This window comes from Pseudomonas sp. IT-P218 (genome assembly GCF_949767605.1).
Lineage (GTDB): Bacteria > Pseudomonadota > Gammaproteobacteria > Pseudomonadales > Pseudomonadaceae > Aquipseudomonas > Aquipseudomonas putida_AE.
Genome location: NZ_CATKQQ010000033.1, coordinates 37,032 through 56,646, shown reverse-complemented (window position 1 = coordinate 56,646; position 19,615 = coordinate 37,032). Strand labels below are relative to the sequence as shown.

General features: G+C 60.5%; 24 protein-coding genes. 7 read left to right on the top strand and 17 right to left on the bottom strand.

The annotated features are described in order from the left end of the window. Positions 1–68 precede the first annotated feature (68 nt). The gene (locus tag ACM6I6_RS17905) at positions 69–905 is read right to left on the bottom strand and encodes an NAD(P)H-binding protein (protein ID WP_414920353.1); all 837 of its coding nucleotides are present in this window, start codon (positions 903–905) and stop codon (positions 69–71) included. Positions 906–1,072: 167 nt separating this feature from the next. Between ACM6I6_RS17905 and ACM6I6_RS17900 the strand changes: the two genes are divergently transcribed. After that, positions 1,073–1,714 (top strand): TetR/AcrR family transcriptional regulator, encoded by a 642-nt coding sequence (locus ACM6I6_RS17900; protein WP_414920352.1) that lies wholly within the window; start codon positions 1,073–1,075, stop codon positions 1,712–1,714. A 46-nt stretch (positions 1,715–1,760) separates the two neighbouring features. Here ACM6I6_RS17900 and ACM6I6_RS17895 read toward each other — a convergent pair whose 3' ends face one another. The 8 genes from ACM6I6_RS17895 to ACM6I6_RS17860 all read right to left on the bottom strand — a co-directional run bounded on the left by ACM6I6_RS17895 (position 1,761) and on the right by ACM6I6_RS17860 (position 7,725). Further along, positions 1,761–2,045, bottom strand: coding sequence for a hypothetical protein (locus ACM6I6_RS17895; RefSeq protein WP_323606172.1), 285 nt, complete (start codon positions 2,043–2,045; stop codon positions 1,761–1,763). A 200-nt stretch (positions 2,046–2,245) separates the two neighbouring features. Then, positions 2,246–2,476, bottom strand: coding sequence for a hypothetical protein (locus tag ACM6I6_RS17890; protein WP_274075992.1), 231 nt, complete (start codon positions 2,474–2,476; stop codon positions 2,246–2,248). Positions 2,477–2,606: 130 nt separating this feature from the next. After that, positions 2,607–2,828 carry a hypothetical protein gene (locus tag ACM6I6_RS17885; protein ID WP_274075993.1) on the bottom strand — a complete coding sequence of 74 codons (222 nt, stop codon included), beginning with the start codon at positions 2,826–2,828 and terminating at the stop codon, positions 2,607–2,609. A gap of 72 nt (positions 2,829–2,900) precedes the next feature. Further along, positions 2,901–3,920, bottom strand: coding sequence for a DNA topoisomerase IB (locus ACM6I6_RS17880; RefSeq protein WP_414920351.1), 1,020 nt, complete (start codon positions 3,918–3,920; stop codon positions 2,901–2,903). Between the two features lie 76 nt (positions 3,921–3,996). Next, positions 3,997–5,076 (bottom strand): molybdenum ABC transporter ATP-binding protein, encoded by a 1,080-nt coding sequence (gene modC, locus ACM6I6_RS17875; RefSeq protein WP_414920350.1) that lies wholly within the window; start codon positions 5,074–5,076, stop codon positions 3,997–3,999. Positions 5,077–5,079: 3 nt separating this feature from the next. After that, positions 5,080–5,760, bottom strand: a complete 681-nt coding sequence (gene modB, locus ACM6I6_RS17870) for a molybdate ABC transporter permease subunit (RefSeq protein WP_414920349.1) — start codon at positions 5,758–5,760, stop codon at positions 5,080–5,082. Further along, positions 5,761–6,528: a molybdate ABC transporter substrate-binding protein gene (gene modA / locus ACM6I6_RS17865; protein WP_414920348.1), complete on the bottom strand. Its 768-nt coding sequence runs from the start codon at positions 6,526–6,528 to the stop codon at positions 5,761–5,763. Positions 6,529–6,660: 132 nt separating this feature from the next. Next, positions 6,661–7,725, bottom strand: a complete 1,065-nt coding sequence (locus ACM6I6_RS17860; protein ID WP_414920347.1) for an NAD(P)H-dependent flavin oxidoreductase — start codon at positions 7,723–7,725, stop codon at positions 6,661–6,663. A 120-nt stretch (positions 7,726–7,845) separates the two neighbouring features. On the opposite strand from ACM6I6_RS17860, the gene ACM6I6_RS17855 reads away from it, so the two are divergent. Continuing rightward, positions 7,846–8,829 (top strand): MDR family oxidoreductase, encoded by a 984-nt coding sequence (locus ACM6I6_RS17855; protein WP_274075999.1) that lies wholly within the window; start codon positions 7,846–7,848, stop codon positions 8,827–8,829. Between the two features lie 138 nt (positions 8,830–8,967). Here the strand turns inward: ACM6I6_RS17855 and ada are convergent, their stop codons facing one another. The 5 genes from ada to ACM6I6_RS17830 all read right to left on the bottom strand — a co-directional run bounded on the left by ada (position 8,968) and on the right by ACM6I6_RS17830 (position 12,120). Further along, a complete protein-coding gene (gene ada, locus ACM6I6_RS17850; protein WP_414920346.1) occupies positions 8,968–10,032 on the bottom strand; it encodes a bifunctional DNA-binding transcriptional regulator/O6-methylguanine-DNA methyltransferase Ada in 1,065 nt (354 codons plus the stop codon). Positions 10,033–10,119: 87 nt separating this feature from the next. Then, on the bottom strand, positions 10,120–10,785 hold the full coding sequence (gene alkB / locus ACM6I6_RS17845) for a DNA oxidative demethylase AlkB (protein ID WP_323606427.1): 666 nt from the start codon (positions 10,783–10,785) through the stop codon (positions 10,120–10,122). A gap of 5 nt (positions 10,786–10,790) precedes the next feature. Further along, the gene (locus ACM6I6_RS17840) at positions 10,791–11,495 is read right to left on the bottom strand and encodes a 2OG-Fe(II) oxygenase (protein ID WP_414920345.1); all 705 of its coding nucleotides are present in this window, start codon (positions 11,493–11,495) and stop codon (positions 10,791–10,793) included. A 119-nt stretch (positions 11,496–11,614) separates the two neighbouring features. Continuing rightward, the gene (locus tag ACM6I6_RS17835) at positions 11,615–11,782 is read right to left on the bottom strand and encodes a hypothetical protein (RefSeq protein ID WP_274077159.1); all 168 of its coding nucleotides are present in this window, start codon (positions 11,780–11,782) and stop codon (positions 11,615–11,617) included. A gap of 35 nt (positions 11,783–11,817) precedes the next feature. Then, a complete protein-coding gene (locus ACM6I6_RS17830) occupies positions 11,818–12,120 on the bottom strand; it encodes a DUF1883 domain-containing protein (RefSeq protein ID WP_008065357.1) in 303 nt (100 codons plus the stop codon). A gap of 211 nt (positions 12,121–12,331) precedes the next feature. Here ACM6I6_RS17830 and ACM6I6_RS17825 point away from each other — a divergent pair, with 211 nt between their 5' ends. Together ACM6I6_RS17825 and ACM6I6_RS17820 are read left to right on the top strand one after the other, a co-directional pair. Beyond that, a complete protein-coding gene (locus ACM6I6_RS17825; RefSeq protein WP_274077153.1) occupies positions 12,332–12,685 on the top strand; it encodes a hypothetical protein in 354 nt (117 codons plus the stop codon). Positions 12,686–12,758: 73 nt separating this feature from the next. Next, positions 12,759–12,989 (top strand): hypothetical protein, encoded by a 231-nt coding sequence (locus ACM6I6_RS17820; protein ID WP_414920344.1) that lies wholly within the window; start codon positions 12,759–12,761, stop codon positions 12,987–12,989. An 11-nt stretch (positions 12,990–13,000) separates the two neighbouring features. Here ACM6I6_RS17820 and ACM6I6_RS17815 read toward each other — a convergent pair whose 3' ends face one another. Continuing rightward, positions 13,001–13,282 carry a hypothetical protein gene (locus ACM6I6_RS17815; protein WP_274077151.1) on the bottom strand — a complete coding sequence of 94 codons (282 nt, stop codon included), beginning with the start codon at positions 13,280–13,282 and terminating at the stop codon, positions 13,001–13,003. A 130-nt stretch (positions 13,283–13,412) separates the two neighbouring features. Next, positions 13,413–13,601, bottom strand: a complete 189-nt coding sequence (locus ACM6I6_RS17810; RefSeq protein ID WP_110747774.1) for a hypothetical protein — start codon at positions 13,599–13,601, stop codon at positions 13,413–13,415. Between the two features lie 292 nt (positions 13,602–13,893). Here ACM6I6_RS17810 and galU point away from each other — a divergent pair, with 292 nt between their 5' ends. The 3 genes from galU to gorA all read left to right on the top strand — a co-directional run bounded on the left by galU (position 13,894) and on the right by gorA (position 18,523). Continuing rightward, positions 13,894–14,733, top strand: a complete 840-nt coding sequence (galU, locus tag ACM6I6_RS17805; protein WP_274077150.1) for a UTP--glucose-1-phosphate uridylyltransferase GalU — start codon at positions 13,894–13,896, stop codon at positions 14,731–14,733. Between the two features lie 816 nt (positions 14,734–15,549). Next, entirely contained in the window at positions 15,550–17,073 is a 1,524-nt protein-coding gene (locus tag ACM6I6_RS17800) for an MFS transporter (RefSeq protein WP_414920343.1), read from the top strand. A gap of 91 nt (positions 17,074–17,164) precedes the next feature. Further along, positions 17,165–18,523, top strand: a complete 1,359-nt coding sequence (gene gorA, locus ACM6I6_RS17795; protein WP_414920342.1) for a glutathione-disulfide reductase — start codon at positions 17,165–17,167, stop codon at positions 18,521–18,523. On the opposite strand, the gene ACM6I6_RS17790 is transcribed toward gorA, so the two are convergent. Next, entirely contained in the window at positions 18,520–19,533 is a 1,014-nt protein-coding gene (locus ACM6I6_RS17790) for a DNA-binding protein (protein ID WP_414920341.1), read from the bottom strand. The two genes, gorA and ACM6I6_RS17790, sit on opposite strands and share 4 nt — an antisense overlap. Positions 19,534–19,615 lie beyond the last annotated feature (82 nt).

The following is a 19,615-nucleotide window of genomic DNA, read 5'->3' as shown; positions in this document are numbered from 1 at the left end:
CCAATCAAGACGCCTTGGTTCGATACGCAAAGTGACCCTAGCCGAGGAAGGCCATTGTTGCCAATGCCTCACATCGGACGGTTCCAGGCACCCGTCGCCGCAGTGCGCCGGACGTAGTCGCTGAAGTCCCGCGCCGGACGCCCAAGCGCGCGTTGCACGCCGTCGGCGACCGCTGTGTTTCGGCCGTCGAGCACGGTGGTGAACAGGTACATGACCAGGTCGATCAGGGGCGGTGGAAGTTGTTGCTGTTCCAGCGCCTGGCGATAGTCATCGGCCGGTACGGACAGGAACCCGATGTCGCGGTTGGTGGCTTGGGCAATCTCCGTGACGGCCTGCGCGAATGTCAGCGCGCGTGGTCCGGTCAGTTCATAGAGCTGGCCTGAATGTCCGGGTTGAGTCAGTGCCGCGACCGCGACGTCGGCGATGTCTTCTGCGTCGACAAAAGGCTCCGGGATCGGCCCGACGGGGAGGGCCAGTTCACCTTCGAGGATCGGTTCGAGAAAGTGCGCTTCGCTGAAGTTCTGGCAGAACCAACTGGCCCTGAGCAGGGTCCAGTCGACGCCACTGTTTTGCACTACGCGTTCGGCCTGTTGCGCCTCGACCTCCCCGCGGCCCGACAACAACACCAACTTGCGCACGCCTGATTGAACAGCCTGGTCGGTGAATGCCTGGATGCTCTCCAAGGCGCCTGGAACCGCAAGGTCGGGTTGATAGCTGATGTAGGCCGAGTGGACGCCTTGGAGCACCGCGGCCCAGGTCGATCGATCCTCCCAGTCAAAGGCCGGGGTCGCCCCTCGGCAACCCTGGCGAACGGGCAAGCCAAGTGCTTGCAGGCGTTGAACGATGCGCCCACCGGTTTTGCCGGTCGCGCCGAGAATCAGCAGGGTTTCTTGAGAGGTTGTCATCGCGTTCATCTCCAGCCACCAATGTGAGTGATGCTCATGTTTTAAAGATGATAAACCCTCATGTTTTTCCGTCAATCGACCGAAGTGCAAAAACCGACGTATGGGCACGCCTTCACACAATGCTAAGGTGAGTCATCGTCATGTTATAGAAAAGGGGAGGAACCCAAGTGACAGACAAGGACACTGAAACGCCCCAACAGGCAACGATTCGACGCGTCCCTGCGCAACAACGCAGTCGCGAGCGTCAGGAGCGCATACTTGCCGTGGCGACGGACTTGATTTCGAGCAAAGGCAGCGACCAGGTGAAGATGAGTGAAATCGCCGCGCTGTCGCAGATTTCAATTGGCTCGCTTTATCAATACTTCCCCGACAAGAGCTCGATCATCCGCACTTTGGCCGAGCGCTATAACGCTGAAAGTCGTCGCTGCATCGAACAGGCGCTGGGGGAGGTCGAGGATGTGCAAGGGTTGCAGGCGGCCTATTCGACGTTGCTCGACCAGTATTACGACATTGTCCTGGCGACACCGGCGATGCGTGACATCTGGTCCGGCATGCAGGCCGACAAGCAACTGCTCGAGCTGGAACTGCAGGAGAGTCGAATCGCTGGCGACTTGTTGGCCCAGGCCATGTTGCGGGTAACACCAGGCGCCGACGCCCAGCAGTTGGCGGATGCGGCTTTCTTGATCTGGCACCTGGGCGAAGCGACGATGCGGCTGGCGGTGTCGTCCGGGCCAGAGGAAGGGTGCAGGTTGGTGGAGTCCTTCAAGCGCATGTCACTGCACGAAATCCTCGGGCTGGTGTGCCATTGACCACTAAGGATCGGAGTCGACAGGATCGACCCCGATCCTGTTGCCTCTAGACAAATCCCTGCCCATGAAAACCCCGCGGCAGCCGTTGCAGGCCTGTCATGGCGGACAGTCGCTCGATCCAGTCCTGGCGCCAGTCTATGAGCACATGAGGGGTTCTTGCCTTGCGTGCGGCGCGGCGGGCGGCGTTGCGCTCGCTCTTGCGCGCCTCTTTGTAAGCGTCGGTGTTGCGACAGCTTCTGCATTTGACCCGATTCAGTTCCCGGGTTGAGGTGAGGTTGTTGCCTGTGTGTCCGCAGGCGAGGTGCCCGCTGACTTTGAAGTGGGTAACCATCTGAACGCCTCCTTCGTGGCGAGGTGATCATTGGACAACCCAGGCTTGCTGACGTTCGCCGCTTGAGGGCGTAAAAAATCCCAGCGCCGGGCTGGGTTGGGGGGCCAGAATCGCAGAGACACATACACGCGGTGACGATAGTGTCGCCGGTCATGTGTCCCGCGTCAGGTCGTGTCTGTGCAGCGGTATCCGAATCGCAATCATCTGAACCGTGGCAGCGGCGGATCGACTGGCCGCAGCGCCGACAGGGTGTTGCGGATCAGCGGCGTATCCTTTTCGATATCGTTCAGCCGGTCACGGATCCTGAGCGCAGTCGGGTGTCCGCCTTGATGATCGACCCAGTCGGCGATTTCCTTGCACGCGGCAGCCAGGCGAACCTGACGGGAGTCGAGCAGGGTGAGCAGGGTGGTGATGGACTCTTTTTCGGACATGGGGAACACCTCCGTTAAGAAACCTGAAGATTGGCAGTAAAAAGCCCGCCGCCAGCGAGCTTCCACCGATGAGGCGCTGATCCTTCAGCACTGTCTCAGTATAGACCCGTAACCGCTTGGCGAATGCTCGTCAGCCTTGTCGGACCGTCATTTGCGATCGGGCGTTGAGCTCTCGACATACGTATTGGGCATCGCGTTCAAGATCGTAGCCGTCGCCGATGAAGCCATTGGTGCGAGTATCGGCGATGCGGTACCAGACGGCGGCGTCAGCGGGTTGATGCACGGTTTCTCCAGCCCGGCGTCCATGGATGATGATCTTGTTGCAGCGCTTGACGACAAAAATGTCTTCCATGGCTTCACCGCAGCTGATTCGTGTACAGATCTACTATAGAAGCCATTTGCAATCGTGCAAAAAATAGGCAGGTCAGTTCGTCGGTTCAGACGCCATTTTCTCAAGCAGCATCGCCAGCGCGACTTCCTCGGCCCGCAGGCCTTTGCGCACCCTCGGCCTTGGCAATTGCGCCAGGGCGCCGAGGGGAAAACCCTCGAGCACCGCCGGGTGGATGTAGCACTTGCGGCACACCGCCGGGGTGTTGCCCAACTGCCGGGCGACGTCCTTGACCATCGCCACCACATGCTGCTTGGCCTGTGATTCGGGTTGCCACTCAAGCTCGCGCAACACCGACAGGGCCAGGGCGCTGCCGGCCCAGGTTCGGTAATCCTTGGCGGTGAAGTCGGCGCCGGTCAGGTCTTGCAGGTAGGCGTTGACGTCGGCGGAAGTGATGGTGTGTCGCTCACCGTTTTCATCGAGGTACTGGAACAGGTTTTGCCCGGGAATCTCCTGGCAGCGCTTGACGATCCGCGCCAGTCGCCGGTCCTTCACGGTAATTTGATGTTCGATGCCACTCTTGCCGCGAAACTGGAACAGGATCGCACTGCCGTTGACCTCCACATGCCGGTCGCGCAGGGTGGTCAGGCCATAGGAGCGGTTGTCCCGGGCGTACTGGGCATTGCCGACACGGATCAGCGTCGCGTCGAGCAGGGTGATGACCGTGGCCATGACTTTGTCGCGGCTGAAACCCGGCGCCGCCAGCAGGGCTTCCAGTTGCTTGCGCAACTTCGGCAAAGCCAGGCCGAAATCCCGCAGGCGTGAGTATTTGTCGCTGTCGCGCACTTCTCGCCAGCGCGGGTGATAGCGGTACTGCTTGCGCCCGCGGGCGTCGCGGCCGGTGGCTTGCAGGTGGCCGCGCGGGTCGGTGCAGATCCACACGTCGGTGTAGGCCGGTGGGACCGCCAGGGCATTGATGCGCTGGATCTCCTCCGGGTCGACGATGCGCAGGCCCGAGGGCTCGAAGTAGCAGAATTTGCCGCGCAGTTTCCGGCGGGTAATGCCCGGCTGGGTGTCATCGACGTAATGCAGGTCACGGGGCAGTGCATCGGGCATGGCGAATGTCCTGGGCGAGGGATCGAGGGGCCGTTACAGCCATTGACCCCGCGCCGCGGCAGTCGTGCCCCCGGCTTTACGCCAGCACCGCCACGGCCTTGATCTGCGCCCAGAGTCGTTGGCCCGGGTGCAGGTTCAAGTGATCCCGGGAATAGCGGGTGATACGCGCCAGCAATGGGCTGCCCGCGGCATCCAGGCGCACCAGTACATGGGCGCTGTTGTCGGCGGCCATTTCACTGACCACCGTGACCGGCAGGCGATTGAGGATGCTGCTTTGTTCGTCGCCGTGCAGGCTCAGGCTGACGTCCCGCGCCTGAACCTTGCAGCGCAGCGCCTGGCCCGGTGCCATCGGCGTGTGGGCCACGCGAATATTCAGGTCGGTGTCGGGCAGTTGCAAGGTCAACAACTGGTAGTGGGCGTCATAGGCCGCGACATGCCCCTGGATCACCACGCCGGCGTCGTCCCCCAGCGCCAGCGGCAAGTCGAGGCGGGCCAGGGTCTGGCCGATGGGGCCGCTGGCCAGCGCCTTGCCGTCGCTGAGCAGGACGATGTGGTCGGCCAGTTGCGCGACTTCGTCCTGGGAGTGACTGACATACAGCACCGGGATGTCCAGCTCATCGTGCAGCCGTTGCAGGTAAGGCAGGATCTCGCTTTTGCGTTGAGCGTCCAGCGCGGCCAAGGGTTCGTCCATCAACAACAGCGTCGGGCTGGTGAGCAGCGCGCGTGCCATGCCCACGCGCTGGCGTTCGCCGCCGGACAGGTGCTGCGGATGGCGATCGAGCAGGTGGCTGATGCCCAGCAGCTCGGTCGCATGGGCCATGTCGACCCGGCGCTGTTGCCGGGGGATGCGCTTGAGGCCGAACTGCAGGTTGGCCAGCACTGACAGGTGAGGAAACAGACTGGCTTCCTGAAAGACGTAACCCAGTGCGCGCTTGTGCGGCGGGACGAAAATCCCCTTGTCGCTGTCTTGCCACACTTCATCGTTGACCTGGACAAACCCCTGGTCGGCCCGTTCCAGCCCGGCGATGCAGCGCAGGCAGGTGGTCTTGCCAGACCCGGAGTGACCGTACAGCGCCGTCACCCCACGGCCGGGCAAATGCAGGTCGACATCGAGGGCGAATCCCGAATAGCTCAACTTCAGACGCGTGTGAATCATCGATCAGCTCCAGCCTGCTTTGGTTTTACGGCTGGAGTACAGCACCAGCAACACCGCAAAAGAGAACACCAGCATGACCCCGGCCAGCCAATGGGCCTGGGCATATTCCATGGCTTCGACGTGATCGTAGATCTGTACCGAGACCACCCGGGTCTTGTCGGGGATGTTGCCGCCGATCATCAGCACCACGCCGAACTCGCCGACGGTGTGGGCGAAGCCGAGGATGGCCGCCGTGATGAAACCGGGGCGGGCCAGGGGCAAGGTGACGCTGAAAAAGCTGTCCCAGGGACCGGCGCGCAAGGTCGCGGCCACTTCCAGAGGGCGGGTGCCAATGGCGGAAAAAGCGTTCTGCAGCGGCTGGACCACGAACGGCATCGAGTACAGCACCGAGCCGATCACCAGGCCTGCAAAACTGAACGTGAGGGTGCCCAGGCCCAGGGATTGGGTGAACTGGCCGACGAACCCGTGGGGGCCGAGCGCCAGCAACAGATAGAACCCGATCACCGTGGGCGGCAGCACCAGTGGCAGGGCGACGATCGCCCCGACCGGGCCGCGCAACCAGGATTGGGTGCGCGAGAGCCATAACGCCAGCGGAGTGCCAACCAGCAACAGGATGACGGTCGTCAGGGACGCCAGTTTCAGGGTCAGCCAGATGGCGGAAAAGTCGGCACTCGATAGCGACATTTAGATCTGATAACCGTAGGACTTGATGATGGCAGCGGCTTTTGGCCCCTTCAGGTAGTCAACCAGTGCCTTGGCGGCCGGATTGTCCTTGCCCTTGTTGAGGATCACCGCATCCTGTTTGATCGGGTCGTGCAGGTTGGCCGGAACGATCCACGCCGAACCGCTGGTGATCTTGCCGTCCTTGTAGATTTGCGACAGGGCGACAAACCCCAGTTCGGCGTTGCCAGTGGACACGAACTGGTAGGCCTGGGTGATGTTCTGGCCTTCGACGATCTTGTCCTTGACCTTGTCGGTCAGGCCCTGCCTGGCCAATACCTGGGTCGCTGCCAGGCCATAAGGTGCGGCTTTCGGGTTGGCGATCGACAAATGCTGATACGTGTTATCGGCCAGCACTTTGCCCTGGGCATCGACGTAACCTTCCTTGGCCGACCACAGCGCCAGGGTGCCGACGGCGTAGGTGAAGCGCGAGCCCTTGACGGTGTCGCCTTCGGCTTCAAGTTTTTGCGCGGTGGTGTCGTCTGCCGAGAGGAACACTTCGAACGGCGCGCCATTCTTGATCTGGGTGTAGAACTGGCCGGTGGCACCGAACGCAGTCACCAGCTTGTGCCCGGTGTCCTTCGCGAAATCGGCGGCGATGGCCTGGATCGGCGCGGTGAAGTTGGCAGCGACAGCGACCTGCACCTCGTCCGCCTGGGCGGAGCCGAAGGCAAACACGGCAAGCACGCTCGCCAGGCAGGTGGGTGCAAAACGTGAGGCGCGAAGGGTCATGAAACGGCTCCGTCATGGGCAGGTGTTGCGAGGGGTGATTCGTTATATAGATGAATATATAGCGAAATGCCTGTAAACGGAATGCGTTGCAGCGCGGTTATGGCGAGTGAGGTTGTCACTCGCCACAAACCCTCAGCGATGTAGCAATTTCGCCAAGCCTTCTTCGGCCAGGCGCCGGGTCAGTTCAGCGCTGCTCAACTCGACGCCCAGGGTAAACGCCTGCCCGGCCCAGAGGTTACTGAAGTCTGCCTCGCCTTTGGCGCGCAACGGCATCAATGCACCGCCGGCGAGGGGGAAGCGCGGTGCCTGGGCGCTCATCGGTCCGAGTTCGCGCATCACTCGATTAATGATCCCTCGCGCCGGACGTCCGGTGAAAATATTGGTGAGCGCCGTCTCGCTTTCCCTGGCGGTGCGTAACGCCTTGTGATGCGAGGCACTGACCTTGGCCTCCGGCGTGAACAGGTACGCGGTGCCCACTTGCACCGCTGAAGCCCCCAACATGAACGCCGCCGCCACACCTCGCGCATCGGTTATGCCACCAGCGGCAATCACCGGCACTTTCACCGCGTCGACGACCTGCGGTACCAGGGCGAAGGTGCCAACCTGACTGCTCAGGTCATCACTGAGAAACATGCCACGATGTCCGCCCGCTTCGTAACCCATGGCGATGATTGCGTCGCAGCCATGCTGCTCGAGCCAGATGGCCTCTTCGACCGTGGTGGCCGAGGACAGCACTTTTGCCCCGGTGGCTTTCACTCGATCCAGCAGGGATTTTTCCGGCAGGCCAAAGTGGAAACTCACGACTTCGGGCCGCAGCTCTTCGACCACTGCGCAGGCTGCCTCATCGAATGGCGCGCGATTGGACACCGGCGTCGGCGCATCGAAGTCGACACCCAGTTCGCGGTAATAAGGTTGCAGCAGGTTCTTCCAGTCCCGGGCGCGTTGCTCGTCGACCGTCGGTGGTTGATGGCAGAAGAAGTTGACGTTGATCGGGCGCTGGCATTCTTGACGGATGCGCTTGAGCTCTTCGCGCAATTGCTCGACGCTCAGCATGGCGGCAGGCATCGAGCCGAGGCCGCCGGCGTTGCTCGCCGCAATGACCATGTCCGCAGTGGTGGCACCAGCCATGGGGGCCTGGATGATTGGCAGATCGATCCCAAGCAGGTCAAGCAGACGAGTATCTGGCCATTGGCTCATTTCAGCAGTCCTCCGTCGTTGATAGCGGTCCATCATATTGGCTTAAAGTCGAGTACGGTATTTTTTTGCGATATGGTATTTAAATCCCACCACAACGGGTGATCTCACCAGGAGGCAGCAATGTTCCAAGGTATTTTGATCGACAAAGACGACAGCGGTTACCGGGCCACACTGCAACAGATCAATGAAGACCAGCTGCCCGAGGGCGATGTGACGGTGCGTGTGGCGTACAGCACGCTGAACTTCAAGGATGGCCTGGCGATCACCGGCAGCAGCCCGGTGGTGCGAAAATTCCCGATGGTGCCGGGGATCGATCTGGCAGGAACCGTCGAAGCCAGCGGGCATCCGGACTACAAGGTCGGTGACAAAGTCCTGCTCAATGGCTGGGGCGTGGGCGAAGGGCACTGGGGCGGTCTGGCGCAAAAGGCCCGGCTCAAGGGCGAGTGGCTGATTGCGCTGCCCGAGGCCTTCACTGAAGCACAGGCAATGGCCATCGGCACGGCGGGCTACACGGCGATGCTGTGCATCATGGCGTTGGAACGCAACGGCGTGACACCGGACCAAGGCGAAGTCCTGGTCACCGGGGCCAACGGCGGTGTCGGCAGTTTCGCCATCGCCTTGCTGAGCAAGCTGGGCTATCGGGTGGTCGCTTCCACCGGTCGCCTGTCGGAGCACGAATACCTCAAGCAGCTGGGCGCCAGCGAAATCATCGACCGCGCCACCTTGTCCGAGCCGGGCAAGCCCTTGGCCAAGGAGCGTTGGGCAGCGGTCATCGATTCGGTGGGCAGCCACACTTTGGCCAATGCCTGTGCCAGCACCAAGTCCGAAGGCACCGTGGCCGCCTGTGGTCTGGCCCAGGGCATGGATTTTCCGGCCTCCGTCGCGCCCTTTATCCTGCGTGGCGTGACCCTGGCCGGGATCAACAGCGTGACTCAGCCGAAAGCCCGGCGTGTAGAGGCGTGGGGGCGTTTGGCCAGGGATCTGGACTTCGACCTGTTGCCATTGATCAGCCATGAAATCGGATTGAGCGAAGCGATCGAGGCTGCGCCGCGCCTGCTGGCGGGGCAATTGCGTGGGCGGGTGGTGGTGGATGTGAATCGCTGATTGGAAAATCGCCGGCTAGCGGCCAATACAAAACATTGTAGGAGCCCGGCTTGCCGGCGAAGGCGTCCGTCAAATCGCCTTCGCCGGCAAGCCGGGCTCCTACAGGTCTGCGGGCGGCCACACCACATCAACCTCCATTCACGGTTTTTCCCGTTCCAACAATTGCCGCTTGCGCTCCACCCCCCAACGATACCCCGACAAATTGCCATCACTGCGCACCACCCGGTGACAAGGAATCGCCACCGCCAGGCTGTTCGCGCCACAGGCCTGGGCCACGGCGCGAACAGCCTTGGGAGCGCCGATGCGCTGGGCGATATCGGCGTAGCTGGCGGTGCTGCCGGCGGGGATTTCCCGCAGCGCTTGCCAGACTCGCTCTTGAAACGCCGTGCCGCGCACATCCAGCGGCAAGTCCAGGCCCAGGGCCGGCGCCTCGATGAAACCCACGACCCTGGCGATCAACTGTTCGAACGCGTGATCGGCACCTATCAGGTTGGCGCGGCGAAACTTGTCCTGCAGGTCGCACACCAATTGCTGCGGATCATCGCCCAGCAGAATCGCGCAGACGCCACGCTCGCTTTGCGCCACCAGAATCGCGCCGAGGGAACACTGGCCAACCGCAAAACGAATGTCATTGTTTTGCCCTGCACCACGGTAATCCTTGGGTTTCATGCCCAGCACCTGATCCGCCGCCTCGTAGAATCGGCTGTTGGAGTTGAAGCCGGCAGCGTACAGCGCATCGGTGACCGAGCGACCATCCACCAGCCGCTCGCGCACCCGGCGGGAACGATGGGCCGCGGCATAACCCTTGGGCGTCAGGCCGGTCACGGACTTGAACACCCGATGGAAATGAAAGCTGCTCAAACCTGCTGCTTCAGCAAGCTCATTGAGCGCGGGCAGCGCCTCGGCGGTTTCGATCTGGCGACACGCGGCAGCGACGGTGGCTGCATGTTGCGCGGCGACAGCGCTTTGATCTTTCGCCGCGCGCTTGCTGGGACGATAGCCCGCGGCCTGGGCCAGTTCGGCGCTGTCGAAGAATTCGACATTCTGCGGTTTCGGCAAGCGTGAGAGGCTGCTGGGGTTGCAGTAGATCCCGGTGGTTTTCACCGCGTAGACAAATTGCCCGTCCGCCTGTGGATCGCGGGCGAGAACCGCGGCCCAGCGTGGATCGTTTTCGGTGCTGATGATTGTCGATTGGCTTGTCATGGCATTACATCCTTTGACCCGTTTGCCGCAGATTAACCACCGGCTCAAATGTCCACACTCCGGCGCTTGCGGTCAAACTCCACGGCGTCAGCGCGCGGTCCGAAACGTGAAGTTGATCCGCTGTTCGCCCAGGCGCGGGTGCTGGCCATCCTTGATCGGCAGGACGCCGTGATAACGCAAGCGATCGACGCCGCCCCAGACCACGATGTCGCCATGCAGCAGCGGCAGCCGTTGGCTCTTGTCGCTGCGTTCGAAGCCGCCGAACAGGAACATCGCCGGCAACCCCAGCGATACCGAAACGATAGGTGCAGCGTAGGATTTTTCATCCTTGTCCTGATGCAGGGACATTTTCGCCCCAGGCACATAACGATTGATCAGGCAGGAGTCCGGCACGAAATCTTCAAATCCTGCCTCCCGGGCCGCCGCCTGCGCCAGCTGGAAAAAAACCTCGGGCATGGGAGGCCAGGGCAGGCCGGTCTGCGGGTCGTCGCGGGTATAGCGATAACCACTGCGGTCGGTGGTCCAGCCCCAGGTTCCGCAACTGCTCAGGGCGACCGACATGGTGAAGCCGCCAGGGGTGACCATTTGCCGGAACGGTGCGGCCGCCAGCACGGCTTCCAGTGCCGGCAGCAAACGTTCCAGCCAGGGCAGGGCAAAGCCCCTGAGGACGTAGGACTGTTCGCCGATCTGCTCGCGCCGGCGCTGCTGTTCGGGCTCGAAGTCGGCAAACAGGTCTAGGGTGGTCGGGTGCATGGTGCTCATGATGCGTCGTGAAAGATGATCCCAAGGGTATGCCGTTGTCCGCTGTGCAGGCGACTGACGCCGTGGCGCAGGGTCACCCGATAGTAACCGCGCACGCCTTTGACCGGGCGCTGGTTGACCGCAAAGATCAGGCCGTCGCCTTTTTTCAGACCGATGACCTGCGGGCGCGACTGCATGCGCGGACGCTGCTCGGTGAGCACGAACTCACCGCCGGTGAAGTCTTCCCCCGGTTCTGACAGAAGAATCGCCACCTGCAGTGGGAAGACATGCTCGCCATACAGATCCTGGTGCAGGCAGTTGTAGTCCTGGGGGCCATATTGTAGCAACAGCGGTGTAGGACGCTGCTGGCCGGCGGCATGACAACGCTCGAGGAAGGCCGGGTGGCTGTCGGGAAAACGGCTCGGCAGGTCCATCTGCTCATGCCAGCGATTGGCAATCGGCACCAGTCGCGGGTACAGCGCACTGCGCAGGCGGGCCACCAGCGGCGGCAAGGGGTAGTCGAAATACTTGTACTCGCCACGGCCAAAACCGTGGCGGGCCATGATCACCTGCGAGCGAAAGGGTTCGGTTTGGCCGTACAAGGCGCTGATCCGGTCACAGGCCTTGTGGCTCAACAGCGACGCGATGACCGCGCAGCCGTCCTGATCGAGTCGCTGTTCCAGCAGGGGCCAGTCCAGCCTGTCCAGATATTGCTCGCTCATTGCCGAGGCCCTCAGGTCATTGAGGTGGCGAGACTAAGCGGCATTGCCGATTTGAACACTCCGACACTTGCGGTCAAATGTCGGCGGGGAGCAGACGTCCATGTTCGCCGGGGGCAATGTTACAGCGCTTTGCTGACGCTGATGTCGCTGATGACGTCTTCCTGGCCATGCAGGGCGTCCAGCGCGGCTTTGGCTTCTTCTGCCGTGCCGTTTTCCAGCTGGGCGAATTCGAAGCGGCGTTCGCCATTGAGTTTGTACTTGATGACGTATTTGGTCGTCTGGGCCACGGTCATACCTGCCTGTCTGCGTAGTGAGTCGCTGCTCAGCTCAGTTTCGAGCTGGAGCGGCGGATGATCTTGATGGAGTGCGTCAGGGTCGGTTTGCGCGTCACACTGATCGGCCGGCGGTTGACCGTGTCGATGGTGATATTCCAGAACCCGGTGCTCGGCGCGGTGATGCGGGCCGGGAAGGTGTCGAACGCGCCGCCGTGATAGGTGTGACGGCCGCCATTCTTGAAGCTGCGGAAGTTGGCGTCGTTCATCAAGCGTATGTTGCACGTTTGCGAGCATTGAATGACGACGATGTCGTCTTCGTTGAGGTGCTCGCGCTGGTGGATAAATTTCATGAGGCGCCTCCAGAAGGGCTTTTTCTACAAAATCAAAACGATAGCATGGTCGATTGGCGCAGTTTATCAGCCCTGAGGCGTTATTATCCGGCTGTGCGGGCCCGGTGGAGCAATAAAAACGCAGATTGCGCACACCCGGGAAGAAAAAAGCACTGCGCCTCGGAGAAAACCCGTGTTTGAGCTGTCGGAGGGTCTTTAACGGAGGTTTCATATGAAGTGGGGCATGTTTGGCTTGTCGGTCTTGGCAATCAGTGGTTGTGCAAGTGTCTCGGAGATCAACCAGACGTTGCCGACCATGAGTGTGATTTCAGGCAAGAAGCCCCATGAATACGCGCAGTGCCTGAGCGAAAAACTCGCCGAGAGCCGTGGTGCCTTGCAAATCGAGGAGCAGAAAGACGGGGTGCGAGTGATCGTGCCGCAGAAGCTGTCATCCGGCCCGGCGGCGGTGTTTGATATCGAGGATCGCTCCGGTGGCAGCAGCATCAAGCTGCATGAGCGCATCTCCAACGTGCCAATTCGCCCCTTCGATGTTCGCGATGCCGCCACGGCGTGCATTTCCGGCTGATAGACTGTCGACCGTCAGCACCGATGCCGCCAAAGCAAGGCTTTTGGCGGCATTGTCATTTCTGGAGTCGAGCATGATGCGAGAGAAGGTACGGGAGCGGCACGCAGAGGGCCACATCTGCGCCACCCATGTGATTCAGAACCCGGCGAATCCGGGTGAATGGATCGTGTTTTTCAAGAAAAGCGCCGGGCGCAGTTTTTTCCTGGTGGACGATAGCGACGAAGTCGAATCCTTCGGCAGTCTCGACGAGTTGGTCGAGACCGTACGCGGCCTGGGGATCAAGTTCGCGGAAATCCACATGTAGGGCACGCGGCCCTATTTGCAGACCACCACCACACTGCGGTTCTTGAAGTTGCCAACGTCGACGCCCAGGGTCTTGTCGCTTTCCTCAGGGGAAGGTGTGCCGTCAGTGCCGACGATCCGGTAGCCGGTACCGGCGCAGGAGGCATCGGCCTTTTCGTAACAGGTCGCCCAGGAATTGGCCTCGCCGGAGCAGTCGATCGCCAGGCCTTGTTCGCCATTGTTCAGGTAAGTGGTTTCGGAGGTTGCGCAGCCACTGAGGGCCAGCACCGCAATCAGCGGCAAAAATTTGGTCATGTCGTTGTCGTCGTCAGGAAGAGAGGGCAAAGCCTGTGACAGCGTGGGCGGCAAAAGGTTATAGCGAAAGGCCACTTCTTCCCGGCATTCGCAAAAAAAGCCCTGCACAAGGGCAGGGCGTCGGGCCGGATCAGTTCTTGTCCTTGCCCCGTCGTTTCGGTGCCGGGTGTTCCAGTTGCAACACCGATGCCACTTCGATCGCCATGGCTTCGGATGGGAAAGGTCCGGCAATGTTCTCGCCGCCAACGCCGGCTACCCACCACTGGCCGTCTTTGGCCTTATTGATCAAGTACCCGTTGACGCTTTTTGCTTCTGACATCTATTTGCCTCGCTGGCTGGTTCAATGGCGCCATGATACCGCCAAATGCACCGTTCGGGTGCCGATGGGCGCACGGTGGTGCGCTTGCCCGTTGGTTGACTTGTCGTGCAAGTCTGGTGGACTCTGCTATCAATAACAGGCTGCTGATCCATTCGCGGTGCTCGTTGCGGAACTAACAGCGAGAATATTTCTCTATGATGGCATCGGTTAGCCAGTGCGGGGCATTGTAAGGTGTACGCCGCCTGATTAGACTGCGCCGAAACTCGTACACACAGCCCTTTCAAGGACTTATATGATCAAGAAATGCTTGTTTCCAGCAGCCGGTTACGGCACTCGCTTCCTGCCAGCGACCAAAGCCATGCCCAAGGAAATGCTGCCGGTGGTAAACAAGCCACTGATCCAGTACGGCGTCGAAGAAGCACTGGACGCTGGCCTGACGGAGATTTCCATCGTCACCGGTCGCGGCAAGCGCGCCTTGGAAGACCATTTCGACATCAGCTACGAGCTGGAAAACCAGATCAAGGGCACCGACAAGGAAAAGTACCTGGTCGGCATCCGCAAGCTGCTCGATAACTGCTCGTTCTCCTACACCCGCCAGACCGAAATGAAAGGCCTGGGCCACGCGATCCTGACCGGCCGTCCGCTGATCGGCGACGAACCCTTCGCCGTTGTACTGGCGGACGACCTGTGCGTCAACCTCGATGGCGACGGCGTATTGACCCAGATGGTCAAGCTGTACAAGCAGTTCCGCTGCTCGATCGTGGCCATCCAGGAAGTCGACCCGCAAGAGACCAACAAGTACGGCGTGATCGCCGGCGAGATGATCCGCGACGACATCTACCGCGTGCACAGCATGGTGGAAAAACCAAAACCGGAAGATGCGCCATCGAACCTGGCCATCATCGGTCGCTACATCCTGACCCCGGACATCTTCGACCTGATCGAACAGACCGAGCCAGGCAAGGGCGGTGAAATCCAGATCACCGACGCCCTGATGAAACAGGCCCAGAACGGCTGCGTGATGGCCTACAAGTTCAAGGGCAAGCGTTTCGACTGCGGCGGCGCCGAAGGTTACATCGACGCGACCAACTTCTGCTTCGAGAACTTCTACAAGACGGGTAAGGCTTACTGATAGCGCCCCGGCCGCTTGTATTGAAAAGCGATCTTCACAGGCTTTAATCAAGCTGAAGAAGGTTTAAAGAAACGCCCCGACTTGATCGGGGCGTTTGCTTTTGTGGGAGCTGGCCTGCCGGCGATGGCGTCCTGACAACCCACCAACCTTTCGTTGCTGCACCCGATCCCCTGTAGGAGCTGGCTTGCCAGCGATAGCGGAGTGACCGCCGAAGTATCTCTCGCAGCCGTACTCGATCTACTGTGGGAGCCAGCCTGCTGGCGATGGCGGCCTGAAAGTCGACCTGGATTTTGTTGACCGAGTACATATCCATTCCTGCGGTAACGGCCACTTATGGTTTCGCTCCTACAGCGAGTCACTTGGAAAAGCCTGAAGGAGCAGCCGGTCGACGCTCGATTGCTCGCGAAGAACATGAGAGCACCGCGTGGTGTCAGGATCCCCGCGTCATCGTTGACCTCCATCGCGAGCAAGCTCGCTCCTACAGGGGTCGCCGCATCGCAGCGATGGCGCCCGCAAGACCAGCAAAATGTTCAAAGACGACCTTCCCCAGCAATTCGGATCGCCGCCCGCTCGCTCCTGCAGCGCATGAGAAAGTAGGAACTGGCTTACATCCATTGCCCGGTTTCTCGAGAGAAAATTCTGATTTGCAGAAAGAGGCAGATAAATGATGTTTGCTGCTTTTTACTAACGTACCTTTCAACTGGGATTATGGACGCAAGTGTTTACACGATAGATGTTTTACCGCGACGGCACGTAGGGAGCGAGTCGTGGGGCTGAAAACATCCCTGGTTTTTATGATTACAAGGAGGTTCGTGAATGGCTTCAACAAGAGGCGCGGCACAACGCCAAACAACGCGATGGCCAGGCCTATGCGTACTGATGCTGCCGGTATTACTGGTAACCGTTGACAACACAGTGCTTGGATTTGCATTGCCAAAGATTGCCGAGGCCCTGCGTCCGAGTGCCAGCCAGCAGTTGTGGATGATCGATGCTTACTCGCTGGTATTAGCGGGGTTGCTGGTGTCGATGGGTAGTCTGGGAGATCGGGTCGGTCATCGTAAGTTGTTGCTGACTGGGTCCTTGGGGTTTGCCATTGTGTCGGTGCTGACCGCGTATTCCGATACCGCCACGCAATTGATTGTCGGGCGAGCTTGCATGGGTGTTTTCGGTGCAATGCTGATGCCCTCCACGTTGGCGTTGATACGTTCGCTGTTCGAGGACCGGGAAGAACGCAGACTGGCGGTCGCGATCTGGGCAACGACTTTGACGGTCGGTTCGGCACTCGGTCCATTGGTGGGTGGCGTGTTACTGGAGTTCTTCAGTTGGGGGTCGATTTTCCTGCTGGCGGTGCCCGTGTTGGTGCCACTGCTGGTATTGGGGCCACTGTTGTTGCCCGAATCCGAGCGAGATGTTTCGGGTCCGCTGGATCCGGTAAGCATTCTGCAATCGATGGTTGCCCTAGGTGCCATTGTTTATGGCATTAAACACAGCGCCAGTCATGGTATCGACTGGATGGCGCTGACAACATTTGCAACAGGCCTGATTGCGGGCGGGATGTTTGTACGTCGACAGTTGCGTCTGCCAGTGCCGTTGATGGATCTGAGTCTGTTGCGCAGTGGTACCTTTAGCGGCTCTGTCGCGATCAATTTGATGAGCCTCGCGTTTCTCGTCGGCTTCGTATTCTTTGCCACTCAGTTCCTGCAGATCGTTCTTCAGATGTCGCCCTTGAGTGCCAGCCTCGCGTTGGTTCCTGGTCAGGTCATGGCGATTGTCGTGGGGGTGGCGATCGTGCCTGTCGCACAGCGATTACAGGTACATGTGCTGATACCCATCTTGATGGCGTTTGCTGGTGCGGCGTTTTTGCTGGTCGCCAGCATGGGCAGTAGCCTGACCGTTCTGGTGGTGGCTTTCGCCTTGCTGAACATTGGCGTGGGCGCGATCGCAACGGTGTCTAACGATGTGATTTTGTCAGCTGCGCCACCGGCAAAGGCGGGCGCCGCGTCTGCCATTAGCGAAACGGCCTATGAAGTGGGCGTGGTTTTGGGGACGACCGTGCTCGGCGGTGTCGTCACCGCCTACTATCGCGGTGCATTGCAGCTTCCGGATTTCCTGACTGAAGTGCAGATGATGCTGGCGAGAGAGACGCTGTCCGGCGCCTATCATGTGGCTGCAGACTTGTCGGGTGATCAAGCAGGGGAATTGATGGCGCAGGCGGGAAGGGCATTCGAAGGTGGAATCGGTTTGGTTTCGTGGGTGACGTCCGGCTTGGCACTCATGGCAATTTTGATTGCGTGGCGCACTCTGCGGATTCCGAAAACGCAATCTGCAGAGAAGCGTTGACCGAAAACGTAGATTGGCCCGAGCATTTCAGCACAACGCTTGCTCAGCGGCCGTCCGCAGGTATGCTATTGGCCTGCCGAGGAGATTGAAAATGGCCTACGATTTTGACCTTTATGTGATTGGCGCCGGTTCTGGCGGTGTGCGGGCGGCTCGGTTTGCTGCCGGGTTCGGGGCGAAAGTGGCCGTGGCCGAGAGTCGCTACCTGGGCGGCACTTGTGTGAACGTCGGCTGCGTGCCGAAGAAACTGCTGGTTTATGGCGCGCACTTCGCCGAGGACTTCGAGCAGGCTTCGGGGTTTGGCTGGAGCCTGGATGAGGCGCAGTTCGACTGGGCGACGCTGATCGCCAACAAGGACCGCGAGATCAATCGCCTCAACGGCATCTACCGCAACCTGCTGGTCAACAGCGGCGTAACGTTGCACGAAGGTCACGCCAAGATCGTCGACCCGCATACCGTCGAGATCAATGGCGAGCGCCACACGGCTGAAAACATTCTGATCGCCACCGGCGGCTGGCCGCAGATTCCAGAGATTCCCGGGCACGAGCTCGCGATCAGTTCCAACCAGGCGTTTTTTCTGAAAGAGCTGCCTAAGCGCGTGCTGGTGGTAGGCGGCGGTTACATCGCCGTCGAGTTCGCCGGGATCTTCCACGGCCTGGGTGCCGAGACCACGTTGCTGTATCGCGGTGAGTTGTTCCTGCGCGGCTTCGACGGTTCCGTGCGCAAGCATTTGCAGGAAGAGCTGACCAAGCGCGGCATGGACCTGCAATTCAATGCCGACATCGAGCGTATCGACAAGCAAGCCGATGGCAGCCTGAAGGTGACGCTCAAGGATGGCCGGCAGCTGGAGGCCGATTGCGTGTTCTACGCCACCGGTCGGCGGCCGATGCTGGACAACCTCGGGTTGGAAAATACCGGGGTGAAGCTCGACAAGAAAGGCTTCGTCGAGGTGGATGACCTGTACCAGACGGCCGAGCCTTCGATCCTGGCCCTGGGCGATGTGATCGGCCGGGTGCAGCTGACGCCCGTGGCGCTGGCCGAAGGCATGGCGGTAGCGCGACGCCTGTTCAAGCCTGAGCAATATCGCCCGGTGGACTACAAGATGATCCCGACGGCGGTGTTCAGCCTGCCGAACATCGGCACGGTGGGTCTGACCGAGGAGGAAGCGCGGGAAGCTGGCCACGAGGTGCAGATTTTCGAAAGCCGTTTCCGGCCAATGAAGCTGACCCTGACCGAATGCCAGGAGCGCACGCTGATGAAGCTGGTGGTGGACGCCCAGACCGACAAGGTGCTGGGTTGCCACATGGTCGGTCCCGAGGCTGGCGAAATCGTCCAGGGCCTGGCCATCGCCTTGAAGGCCGGCGCCACCAAGCGCCACTTCGACGAAACCATCGGTGTGCACCCGACGGCCGCCGAAGAGTTCGTCACCCTGCGGACACCGGTCGGCGCTTAATCGCCCTTGGCGACGCCTGGCTCTACTGCAACGGCAGCGGCCAGGCGTACGCTTTCTTCCAGCTCTGCCTGGGTTTTCAGCAGTTCGATTTCCAGTGACTTGTTCGCCTGCGTTTGCTCCTCGACGCTCTGTTTGAGCGCCTGGCTTTCCAGCATGGCGACACGCAGGCGTTCCTGGAGGAGGGTGCGTTCGCTGTCGACCCGGTTGGCCTGGTCGAGCAGTTGATCCTGGCGGGTATTGCTTTGCTTGAGCTGCTCTTGCAATAGGCTCAGCTCGCGCAAGGTGCCGCGGTTCTCCGTCAGCAGGCGTTCGTTGTCGCGGTGCAACTGGGTGATTTCGTCCTGGCGCACCAAGGCACTCTGCTGAGCCTGGCGTAACTCCATCTGCAGTTGCTGCACCTGACCTTCGTGGCGGCTTTGCTCCTGCTCGCGCTGCTCCTTGACCGCGTTGCGGTAGTGCTCCAGGGCGTCACGGCTGTGCAGGTGTTTCTCTTCGAGCGAGCGAATCTGCTCGTCCTTGTCTCGCAAACGCAATTCGAAATCAGCCAATGCCTGGCTCTGTCCGGCATTGCGGGTCTGTTCGCCCTGAAGTTGATCGCGGGTGCTTTGCAGTGCCTCGGATTCCTGGGTCAGGGCCAGGCTTTGCAGTTCGTAGTGTTGCTGCAATTGCGTATTGGCTTGCTCGGCCTGTTGCAGCTGCAATTCCAGCGCCTTGCGTTGTTGCTCGTACTGCTCGCGGGCCTGGTCGATCGGTTCCTGCGCCTGCTCTTTAAGGCGCTGTGCCAGGCGCGTCACCAGGGCCAGCAACTCGTCGTCGATCGGCTCGGACGGCGTCTCGTCAGCGTCCGGGGTGCTGTCGTCGAGCTCTTTCATATAGCGATGGATCGTGGTTTTCGAACCGGTATTGCCCATTTCGATGCGCACGGCATCGATGCTGGGGTTTTCGCCACGGGCAATGATCGCCAACCGCGCCGCTTGCACCACTTGTTTATTCACGCCGACACGGGCCATGAGAACTCCTGCGTTTTTACTGTGTGGTACGTACCACGTATATACACATTGTACCATTCATTTGATGAAGCTTGATATCTGA

Excerpts from the sequence above, each read along its gene's own strand:
- ACM6I6_RS17905 (WP_414920353.1), bottom strand. The coding sequence starts at position 905 with ATGACAACCTCTCAAGAAACCCTGCTGATTCTCGGCGCGACCGGCAAA.
- ACM6I6_RS17895 (WP_323606172.1), bottom strand. The coding sequence starts at position 2,045 with ATGGTTACCCACTTCAAAGTCAGCGGGCACCTCGCCTGCGGACACACA.
- ACM6I6_RS17890 (WP_274075992.1), bottom strand. The coding sequence starts at position 2,476 with ATGTCCGAAAAAGAGTCCATCACCACCCTGCTCACCCTGCTCGACTCC.
- ACM6I6_RS17885 (WP_274075993.1), bottom strand. The coding sequence starts at position 2,828 with ATGGAAGACATTTTTGTCGTCAAGCGCTGCAACAAGATCATCATCCAT.
- ACM6I6_RS17880 (WP_414920351.1), bottom strand. The coding sequence starts at position 3,920 with ATGCCCGATGCACTGCCCCGTGACCTGCATTACGTCGATGACACCCAG.
- modC (WP_414920350.1), bottom strand. The coding sequence starts at position 5,076 with ATGATTCACACGCGTCTGAAGTTGAGCTATTCGGGATTCGCCCTCGAT.
- modB (WP_414920349.1), bottom strand. The coding sequence starts at position 5,760 with ATGTCGCTATCGAGTGCCGACTTTTCCGCCATCTGGCTGACCCTGAAA.
- modA (WP_414920348.1), bottom strand. The coding sequence starts at position 6,528 with ATGACCCTTCGCGCCTCACGTTTTGCACCCACCTGCCTGGCGAGCGTG.
- ACM6I6_RS17860 (WP_414920347.1), bottom strand. The coding sequence starts at position 7,725 with ATGAGCCAATGGCCAGATACTCGTCTGCTTGACCTGCTTGGGATCGAT.
- ACM6I6_RS17855 (WP_274075999.1), top strand. The coding sequence starts at position 7,846 with ATGTTCCAAGGTATTTTGATCGACAAAGACGACAGCGGTTACCGGGCC.
- ada (WP_414920346.1), bottom strand. The coding sequence starts at position 10,032 with ATGACAAGCCAATCGACAATCATCAGCACCGAAAACGATCCACGCTGG.
- alkB (WP_323606427.1), bottom strand. The coding sequence starts at position 10,785 with ATGCACCCGACCACCCTAGACCTGTTTGCCGACTTCGAGCCCGAACAG.
- ACM6I6_RS17840 (WP_414920345.1), bottom strand. The coding sequence starts at position 11,495 with ATGAGCGAGCAATATCTGGACAGGCTGGACTGGCCCCTGCTGGAACAG.
- ACM6I6_RS17830 (WP_008065357.1), bottom strand. The coding sequence starts at position 12,120 with ATGAAATTTATCCACCAGCGCGAGCACCTCAACGAAGACGACATCGTC.
- ACM6I6_RS17825 (WP_274077153.1), top strand. The coding sequence starts at position 12,332 with ATGAAGTGGGGCATGTTTGGCTTGTCGGTCTTGGCAATCAGTGGTTGT.
- ACM6I6_RS17820 (WP_414920344.1), top strand. The coding sequence starts at position 12,759 with ATGATGCGAGAGAAGGTACGGGAGCGGCACGCAGAGGGCCACATCTGC.
- ACM6I6_RS17815 (WP_274077151.1), bottom strand. The coding sequence starts at position 13,282 with ATGACCAAATTTTTGCCGCTGATTGCGGTGCTGGCCCTCAGTGGCTGC.
- ACM6I6_RS17810 (WP_110747774.1), bottom strand. The coding sequence starts at position 13,601 with ATGTCAGAAGCAAAAAGCGTCAACGGGTACTTGATCAATAAGGCCAAA.
- galU (WP_274077150.1), top strand. The coding sequence starts at position 13,894 with ATGATCAAGAAATGCTTGTTTCCAGCAGCCGGTTACGGCACTCGCTTC.
- ACM6I6_RS17800 (WP_414920343.1), top strand. The coding sequence starts at position 15,550 with ATGGCTTCAACAAGAGGCGCGGCACAACGCCAAACAACGCGATGGCCA.
- gorA (WP_414920342.1), top strand. The coding sequence starts at position 17,165 with ATGGCCTACGATTTTGACCTTTATGTGATTGGCGCCGGTTCTGGCGGT.
- ACM6I6_RS17790 (WP_414920341.1), bottom strand. The coding sequence starts at position 19,533 with ATGGCCCGTGTCGGCGTGAATAAACAAGTGGTGCAAGCGGCGCGGTTG.